Source organism: Clostridium sp. AF37-5, assembly GCF_003477605.1.
Classification (GTDB): Bacteria; Bacillota; Clostridia; order Lachnospirales; family Lachnospiraceae; genus Eubacterium_F.
In genome coordinates, this window is sequence record NZ_QUDR01000004.1 from 83,277 (window position 1) to 91,941 (window position 8,665).

7 protein-coding genes are annotated in these 8,665 nt (G+C 41.3%); all 7 read right to left on the bottom strand.

Features of this window, described 5'->3' with window-relative positions; genetic code table 11:
• Positions 1-9: 9 nt before the first annotated feature.
• Positions 10-1,017 (bottom strand): HAMP domain-containing sensor histidine kinase, encoded by a 1,008-nt coding sequence (locus tag DW019_RS03970; protein ID WP_118442587.1) that lies wholly within the window; start codon positions 1,015-1,017, stop codon positions 10-12.
• Positions 1,004-1,672, bottom strand: coding sequence for a response regulator transcription factor (locus tag DW019_RS03975; RefSeq protein ID WP_118442588.1), 669 nt, complete (start codon positions 1,670-1,672; stop codon positions 1,004-1,006). The genes DW019_RS03970 and DW019_RS03975 overlap by 14 nt, the downstream gene beginning before the upstream one ends.
• Position 1,673: 1 nt before the next feature.
• Positions 1,674-3,080 (bottom strand): family 43 glycosylhydrolase, encoded by a 1,407-nt coding sequence (locus DW019_RS03980; RefSeq protein WP_117479176.1) that lies wholly within the window; start codon positions 3,078-3,080, stop codon positions 1,674-1,676.
• Positions 3,081-3,233: 153 nt separating this feature from the next.
• Entirely contained in the window at positions 3,234-4,748 is a 1,515-nt protein-coding gene (gene rny / locus DW019_RS03985) for a ribonuclease Y (protein WP_347461621.1), read from the bottom strand.
• A 133-nt stretch (positions 4,749-4,881) separates the two neighbouring features.
• Complete coding sequence (gene fliB, locus DW019_RS03990; protein WP_118442589.1) at positions 4,882-6,063, bottom strand: flagellin lysine-N-methylase; 1,182 nt, start codon at positions 6,061-6,063, stop codon at positions 4,882-4,884.
• A 348-nt stretch (positions 6,064-6,411) separates the two neighbouring features.
• The gene (locus tag DW019_RS03995) at positions 6,412-7,323 is read right to left on the bottom strand and encodes an Rpn family recombination-promoting nuclease/putative transposase (RefSeq protein WP_182431037.1); all 912 of its coding nucleotides are present in this window, start codon (positions 7,321-7,323) and stop codon (positions 6,412-6,414) included.
• Positions 7,316-8,239, bottom strand: coding sequence for an Rpn family recombination-promoting nuclease/putative transposase (locus DW019_RS04000; protein ID WP_118442591.1), 924 nt, complete (start codon positions 8,237-8,239; stop codon positions 7,316-7,318). The genes DW019_RS03995 and DW019_RS04000 overlap by 8 nt, the downstream gene beginning before the upstream one ends.
• Positions 8,240-8,665: the final 426 nt, after the last annotated feature.

Here is an 8,665-nt window from a genome sequence, read left to right on the forward strand (position 1 = left end):
TTTTGTCACTTACACCGTTCCCTTATAAAACCGAATTTCAAATTTCGCTCCGCCATTTATCCTATTCGTTGCGGAAAGTGTCCCCTCCTGTGCCACAACAATCATGCGCGCCAACGCAAGACCAATCCCCACACTGCTGTCTGCGGAATTTTTTCCTTTATAAAAACGCTCGAAAATATGCGGTAAATCTTCTTTGTCAATTCCAGCTCCATTATCCGAAACTGTAATTTCCGTATATAAATGATTTTCCGCTGCCCGAATGCAAATCTCCCCACCGGCCGGCGTATGTTCCATGCAATTCTTTACAATATTTCCAACTGCCTCGCGAAGCCAGTATTCATCACCACGAAGCGAAACCATGTCCGTGCAGTCAATAACCAGATTCTGCTCTCTTAACTCCATCGGAATCAAGAAATCCTGCACCGACTTTTTCAGTAAATCCGACACATTAACCGTCTTTTTTTTCATAGACACCGTTCCTGCGTCCAATTTCGCCATCTTTAATAACGCTTCAATCAACCAGTCCATATGAACTAAGAGTTGCTCCAGTTCATGTAATAATCTCTGCCTGTCCGCCTCATTCTTTTCTCCCCACAAACGCGAAACAATTAAATTTATTGCCGTGAGCGGCGTTCGAATCTGGTGGGAAATATCCGCAATAGAATTCAGCAGATACTTTTTATCTTCCATCAAAAGATTTGCCTGATGATTTAATTTATTCATCATTTTCCGGATTTCTGTCCGCAAAATAGCAAGTTCGCCTTCCTTTTCTCCCCCTACATCGACGTATTCAAATACATGCAGAAAATGCTGGACTTCATCTGCCAGTCCGGCAATTTTGCGATACCGGATAACAGAAGAGCTAAAGTGTATCACGGCAAAGATAACTGCACAAAAAAGGCACAAATAAAGTCCCCTCACCGATGCCAAATACCACCCCAAAAAGGCTGTCAGCAAAACTGCAAACAGCCAAATAATTCCCTCTTTTTTTATTTCCGGATTTCTAAAATACCCCATAGCCCATCCCCCGTATTGTTTTTATAATCTCCGGTTTCGCCGGTTCTTTCTCAATCTTTTCCCGAAGTCTTTTAATATAAACAGTAAGCGTATTGTCATTCACAAAGTCACCTGCCACGTCCCAGATTGCCTCTAACAGCTTCTCTCTGGAAAGAATCATTCCTTTGTTTTGGAATAATATCAATAAAATCCGGTACTCTAAAGCGGATAAAAATATTTCATTACCATCACGCTTTACCACTGCTTTTCCGGTATCAATCGTAATACCGCCGGATTCCAAAACTGCTGAGGCTTTCCCACTGCGTCGCAGTACAACACCAATTCTCGATACCAGTTCACGTGGGCGGAATGGTTTACTGATATAATCATCCGCCCCCATATCAAGTCCTGTCACAACACTGTATTCATCGCCGGATGCCGTAAGAAATATTACCGGTATATCTGTATTCTGCTTAATGTAGGAACAGATCGCAAAGCCATTGCCATCCGCAAGTGAGATATCTAACAGTACAAGGTCATAATACTTTTCTTCTAAAAGTTCAATGGCCTGCTTCTGTCCAAATACTGACTCAACAAAAAAACCTTCCTGCTGTAAAAACACACAAAGATTTTCTACAATTGTCTTATCATCTTCTACCAGTAATAGTTTACTCATTTTATGCCTCTTTCAGCAGTGCAAAGCTCTTCAAACTTGCATTTCCCTGACCACGAAAAGTAAAGTACAATGGCTGTACACCATCCGGTATTGAAATTTCCGTTTCATAATCTTCCCATACATTCGTATAAACAATGTGTAATTTCGCAAGCACTTCCCCATCAATTTCATTTCGCACCTCAATATCGCCATCTGCATATCCTCTTGTTGTAATGCGAATTCTCCTAACTCCTTGTATATCAAAATATTTAAATCCTGCCGTAGCTGAATTTTGAATATTACCAATATACCCAATTTCTTCATCGCCATCTCTGCCATCCTGCATAACTTTTGGGAATTCATCACCCCCAACGTAAACCGATTCTTTATCTGTATACAAATGACATGCCAGATATGCCGGATATTCACCCTCGCCTCTTAATGGTCCTCCATTTAAGCCACAAGACGTAATTTCGGCCTGTTTAATATTCCCTTTATCATCAATCTCAAGAAGTTCCGCACAGCCTTGTCTGCTATACCAGGAACCATTTGTGTGACGATGATAAAAAATGTACCAATCCTCGCCTATCTGCACCATACTTCCGTGATTGTTTGCGCCATAGGCCACAGGACGGTCTGCCTTTTTATAAGAGTCAATTCCTAAATCACAATTGCTGACAATAACGCCTTGATACGTAAATCCACTCACCGGGTTATCGCTTACAGCATAACAAAGTTCATGCATAACTTCTGATGAGTAAATGAAATAGTATGCGTTTCCTCTCTTGCGGATAGATGAAGCCTCAAAAAATGCGTGGCCTTCAAATCCAGTTCCTTCACTATATTCACATCCTGGCACAACCCGCACGGGCTCTTCTTCAATCGTCAACATATCGGATCCTAATACTGTCACAAAAGCCCCAGTTCTCGATTTATCACCCGAGGCACAAGCTCCAGTGTATAAATAAGTTTTATCTCCTTCTGTCAATACGCCTGGATCAAACTGCGGTTCATCCGTTTCCCGCTCACCAAGACGTACACCATTTTTATCATGGACATATCCTAAAAATTCATATTTTCCAGCCGGCGTATCGCAAACGGCTACTGAAACGATTGAAACTTTATCCAGTACATAATACAGATAGTATCGACCATCCGGTCCTACTGTTACATCCGGTGCATACAAGCACATTTTTCCATCCGGATTTAACGGATCATCTGTTTTTCGATAAATAGTACCCTCGTATCTCCAGTTACCCAAATCATCCACTGGTGCAGACCAGCAAACGTAATCCCCCATACAAAATACATAACCATTGTAAAAATCATGTGAGCCATACACATAAACTCGTCCATTAAATACATATGGTTCCCCATCCGGTACATACTCCCAAGATGGCAAGTATGGATTCAAAGCCTGTTTTTTCATTCCTAATATCCTCCTTTACTTGCTTTCCCTCAAATTTTCTCTTATAGCAAGCATTTTACCACAAGTAATAAAAAGTGAAAACCCTAAAAAAAAGAAAGTGTCGAAAATACTTAGTTCTCAACACTTTCCTTACGTTTTAATTAGACAAATAAATTATTTAGCATAATCCACTACTCTGGATTCACGAATCACATTGACTTTAATCTGACCCGGATACTGTAATTCTGCCTCAATCTGTTTGGACAAATCGCGGGCAAGCAATACCATCTCGTCATCATTAATCTGATCCGGAATTACCATCACTCGAACTTCTCTACCTGCCTGAATAGCAAAAGACTTATCGACTCCCTTAAAGCTGTTGGAAATATCTTCCAATTGTTTCAATCGGTTCGTGTAGGTTTCTAATGTTTCACGACGTGCACCGGGACGTGCTGCTGAAATTGCATCTGCCGCCTGAACTAAGCAGGCAATCATGCTCTCTGCTTCCACATCACCATGATGAGCCTCTACCGCATTAATAACAAGAGCTGATTCTTTAAATTTACGACACAACTCAGCGCCGAGCTGAATATGAGAACCTTCCATATCATGATCGACTGATTTACCGATATCATGTAATAATCCGGCACGTTTCGCCATACGAACATCCACGCCAACCTCACCAGCCAAAAGTCCCGACAAATGTGCCACTTCAATCGAATGCTTCAATGCATTCTGACCATAACTGGTACGGAATTTCATCTTACCTAACAGACGAATCAGCTCTGGATGAATTCCATGTACGCCTACTTCAAGCGCTGCTTCCTCGCCCTCTTCACGAATCATTGTTTCAACTTCTTTTTTGGCTTTTTCAACCATTTCTTCGATGCGGGCCGGATGAATTCTTCCGTCCACAATCAATTTTTCAAGTGCAATTCTGGCAACTTCACGACGAATCGGATCAAAACCTGACAAAATTACGGCTTCCGGCGTATCATCAATAATTAAATCAATACCAGTCAGATTCTCAAGAGTACGAATATTTCGTCCCTCGCGACCAATGATTCTTCCTTTCATTTCATCGCTTGGCAATGGCACAACAGAAATCGTTGTCTCAGATACATGGTCAGCAGCACACTTCTGAATTGCCGTAACCACATAATCTTTTGCCTTTTTATTGGCCTCGTCTTTCGCCTGACGCTCCAATTCTTTTACCAAAACTGCTGTCTCATGTTTTACATCTTCTTCTACAGTCTTCAATAAGTATTCTTTTGCTTGTTCGGAGGTGAGTCCGGAAATCTTCTCAAGTTCACGCAAATGACTTTGACGGAGTTCGGCAACTTTTTCCTTCTCCTTTTCAAAGTTTGCTTCTCTCGAATTTAACTTTGATTCCCTTTTCTCGAGTGCATCCAGCTTTTTGTCTAAGGTCTCTTCTTTACCTAACACACGTTTCTCGTAACGCTGAATCTCGGCTCTTCGCTCCTTGGTCTCTTTTTCAAGATCATTTTTTGCTTTCAGATTTTCCTCTTTTGCTTCCAAAAGAGCCTCGCGTTTCTTCGTCTCTGCTGTCTTTAATGCATCGTCAATGATTTCTCTGGCTTTCTCCTCTGCGCTTCCCACCTTAGCTTCTCCCACTTTGATGTGATAATTTATCGCGCTCTTCCAGGAAATCAGTGCTGCTGCCGCTATCAAAACAACAACGACTACAATAGCTACAATCACGTGTGCAACCTCTAATGTAAGCACTAGGGTGCACCTCCTTATTTTATTCATGCATGCTGCTTTAGGGCATACATACAACATATAGTATTTTACACGGAATCTACTGTCTTGTCAAGGCAACACATAGATTTTCTGGTGTGTACGCCTCCCCAAATAAAAACTCATCTGCCATATACTCCAAATTCCATTCCGAGTGCTCTACTTCTTTAGCATAAATACGCGCCGTAACCACCTGGTCATCCACCGTAAATTCACCATTTTGCTCTGCCATCCGCAATGTATTCATATCGCGCACCATCAAAAAACCTGTCACAGCCAGTTTCATTTTTCCAAGAAAATCATAATCGTCTACACAGCGTGCCAGACACAAAAAACAATAATACACAATTAATTGTTCTTTTTCATATTCCCGGTTCTCATTATTTAACAAATCATCATATGTTTTCCTGTCAGATATGTATTGCTTCCGTCCTTCTTCCGAATCCATATACCGCTTCTGAAAACTCAACAAAAGTTCGTCCCATTCCGCACGGATGCTTTCTAACGAACTAAATAAGCGCATCCGCTCTAAAAACAAGCCATACTGTTTTTCTTCTGATTCACTTTCTTTTTCTACATCAGTAGTATCGCAGAAATACGGTTCTGTCGGAATTTTATGAATGTCCACAATCGAATCCTGATTCAAACAATCCTGTACTTTTTTTGCATATTCTAAACAAGCACAAACCCTTTCTTCTACACGAATCGAACGATTTTGTAATATCGCAATCGCCTGATTTCTCGCCAACAAAATTTCATCTGCTAAAACTTTTTCATCTTCCGTTTCTTCCCACGGAAATGGCTCACTGATTTCTTTCTCCACTACTTTCATTTTTTCTTTATTTCTATAAATAAGACGTCCTGCCTCCGGACAGCTGGCACTTAATGCTAATTCTCTTGCCCCGCCATATTCCAGAAAATCCCGTGGTGTATCCGTACAGACGTCACAAAGAGCTTGCTCTCCCAATTCCTGATAAATCACACACAATTGATTTTCGTTTAAAAATGGACACCGCCTGCCCTCTTTGAGGATAAAACCATGGCTTTCATATGCATCTTCCTCGTCATTTTCATATTCCTTAATATTCTGACGCAGCATTTCTCCAAATGCGCCACCTACTGTTTTATAATATTCATAACTTTTGTCATCAATATCAATTTCCCAGCCAGCACAGCATGTATCTTCACACGCACCGGCAATGCATGAAAATTTTTCATAGTAATCCGGGTATCGAAATATCATCTTTTATGCCTCCCTTGGTTGTCTGGTAATAGTATAGCAGAAAATGGGAAGTTAGGCAAAAAAGGATTGCTGGCAGTTTGTGTCAAGTGTTCGTTGGCACTTTTTTTGTTTTCAGTAATTCCGTAGAAAAGCTTTGCGTCTCGTGGGCACTCTCGCTCGTTGAGTGCGTAGCGGTATGGGCACTGAAACTACCAGTGGTCTCCGCTCCGCTTCGGTCGTTGCATAACAGAAGTCCACCGGACTTCTTGCAACTCATACCGACGTACTCAAAACCCACCCGTCACAAAGTTTTTCTACGGAATTACCGGAATACAAAGGAACCGGCAGCGAACATTTGTCACAAACCCGTCACTCCAAACTCAGTTTTTCTTTATTCCTACCATAAGCTCCTTCTTCCCTCACAAACATTGGTTCCTTAGTGGCTATCTCACGGATATATTCTACCGGTTTGTCGGTGCACTCGCTGATAAATTCCAATGGCTGTCCCATGGACAACATTTTTTTGATAATGCAATTCTGTGTTCTTTTTTCTCCTTGTTCTATTCCTTCTACTCTTCCTTCTTCCCTTCCTTCCTCTAAACCTTCTTTTTTTCCTTCCTCAAAAAATTCATGTGAACTGTAGTATTTCATAATCTCATCTTCTCCTTCCCGGCACTCTTTCACACTTTTTATAATGTGTCCAAAACATACATCTTCATTTTCTTCTGTTGTTTCTTTTATGTAGCGCAGTAAATGGTCTAATTCACTGTCATCGCCCAATGGAATTTCCAAATTAATATACAACTCATGCACTCCATTTCCCACAGGATACTGTGTGCTGTATGTTCCTTCCCTGTCACGCACTGTGCGAAAAATTTCATACACCGTCTGACCGCCTCCAATAAAATCATTCATTGTGATATATATATGATACACATCCGGCAGTTCCTTGTATGATTTCCCTTTTTTCAAAAGGTGTGTGTCAATACTTCCATTGCAGTATCTCACGCGCCGCATATGGTCGTCGTCATCCGATATCTGAAACTCTACATGAATCGGCTCTTCTCCCGCCGTCTCTGCCAGAATATCCAGCACTACACTGCGATACTGCAGATTGGTGATATCGTACTGCGACGTCACCTCTGTGACCTCATAGCCTTCCCCTAAAATAATCCGTACCAAGTCCTGACAGGCCTCCTTGTCACGGAACACTACTCTGGAAAATAAATCACTGATGAGATTCATCTTCCGAGGCAGGTTTTCAAATATTGTTTCATTCATTCTCTGTTCCTCCCTCGTCCACATTATAGGCTCCTTCTTCCCTCACAAGCATTGGTTCCTCAGTCGCTATGTCACGGATATATTCTATCGGTTTATCGGTGCACTCACTGATAAATTCTAATGGTTGTCCCATGGACAACATTTTTTTAATAATGCTATTCTGTGTTCTTTTTTCTCCTTGTTCTATTCCCTCCTCTCGTCCTTCTTCTCGTCCTTCTTTTCTGCCTTCCTCTAAACCTTCTTTTTTTCCTTCCTCAAAAAATTCATGTGAACTGTAGTATTTCATAATCTCATCTTCTCCTTCCCGGCACTCTTTCACACTTTTTATAATGTGTCCAAAACATACATCTTCATTTTCTTCTGTTGTTTCTTTTATGTAGCGCAGTAAATGGTCTAATTCACTGTCATCGCCCAATGGAATTTCCAAATTAATATACAACTCATGCACTCCATTTCCCACAGGATACTGTGTGCTGTATGTTTCCTCCCGGTCACGTACTGTGCGAAAAATTTCATACACCGTCTGACCACCTCCAATAAAATCATTCATTGTGATATATATATGATACACATCCGGCAGTTCCTTGTATGATTTCCCTTTTTTCAAAAGGTGTGTGTCAATACTTCCATTGCAGTATCTCACGCGCCGCATATGGTCGTCGTCATCCGATATCTGAAACTCTACATGAATCGGCTCTTCTCCCGCCGTCTCTGCCAGAATATCCAGCACTACACTGCGATACTGCAGATTGGTGATATCGTACTGCGACGTCACCTCTGTGACCTCATAGCCTTCCCCTAAAATAATCCGTACCAAGTCCTGACAGGCCTCCTTGTCACGGAACACTACTCTGGAAAATAAATCACTGATGAGATTCATCTTCCGAGGCAGGTTTTCAAATATTGTCTGATTCATAGAATCATTTCCTCCTTTCCTGTGGTGTTTCCACAAAAGGCAGGAACATTTATATACAATCCTGCCCTATTCTTTTTTTCCGGAATAAAGCAAGAGTCTTTAATAAAATAATCATAGAATCTGGATACTAAGTCTGAACCATTGCTTTTCTAGATATTTGTATTATATATTGTTACATGTGCTATGTCAAGTATCTTTTCGCGCCACAAAAAGTCGTGAAACGACTTGGTTTTAAATACGTCGGTATGTGTTGCAAGAAGTCCGGTGGACTTCTGTTATGCAACGACCGAAGCGGAGCGGAGACCACTGGTAGTTTCAGTGCCCATACCGCTACGCACTCAATTAGTGGGAACGCCCACAAGACGCAAAATTTTTCTACGGAATTACGGAAAACAAAAAAGTGCCAACGAACACTTGACACAAACA

Bases quoted from the DNA above. Each gene is read 5' to 3' on its own strand.
- DW019_RS03980 (WP_117479176.1), bottom strand. From the start codon at position 3,080: ATGAAAAAACAGGCTTTGAATCCATACTTGCCATCTTGGGAGTATGTA.
- fliB (WP_118442589.1), bottom strand. From the start codon at position 6,063: ATGATATTTCGATACCCGGATTACTATGAAAAATTTTCATGCATTGCC.
- DW019_RS03970 (WP_118442587.1), bottom strand. From the start codon at position 1,017: ATGGGGTATTTTAGAAATCCGGAAATAAAAAAAGAGGGAATTATTTGG.
- DW019_RS03995 (WP_182431037.1), bottom strand. From the start codon at position 7,323: ATGAATGAAACAATATTTGAAAACCTGCCTCGGAAGATGAATCTCATC.
- DW019_RS03975 (WP_118442588.1), bottom strand. From the start codon at position 1,672: ATGAGTAAACTATTACTGGTAGAAGATGATAAGACAATTGTAGAAAAT.
- DW019_RS04000 (WP_118442591.1), bottom strand. From the start codon at position 8,239: ATGAATCAGACAATATTTGAAAACCTGCCTCGGAAGATGAATCTCATC.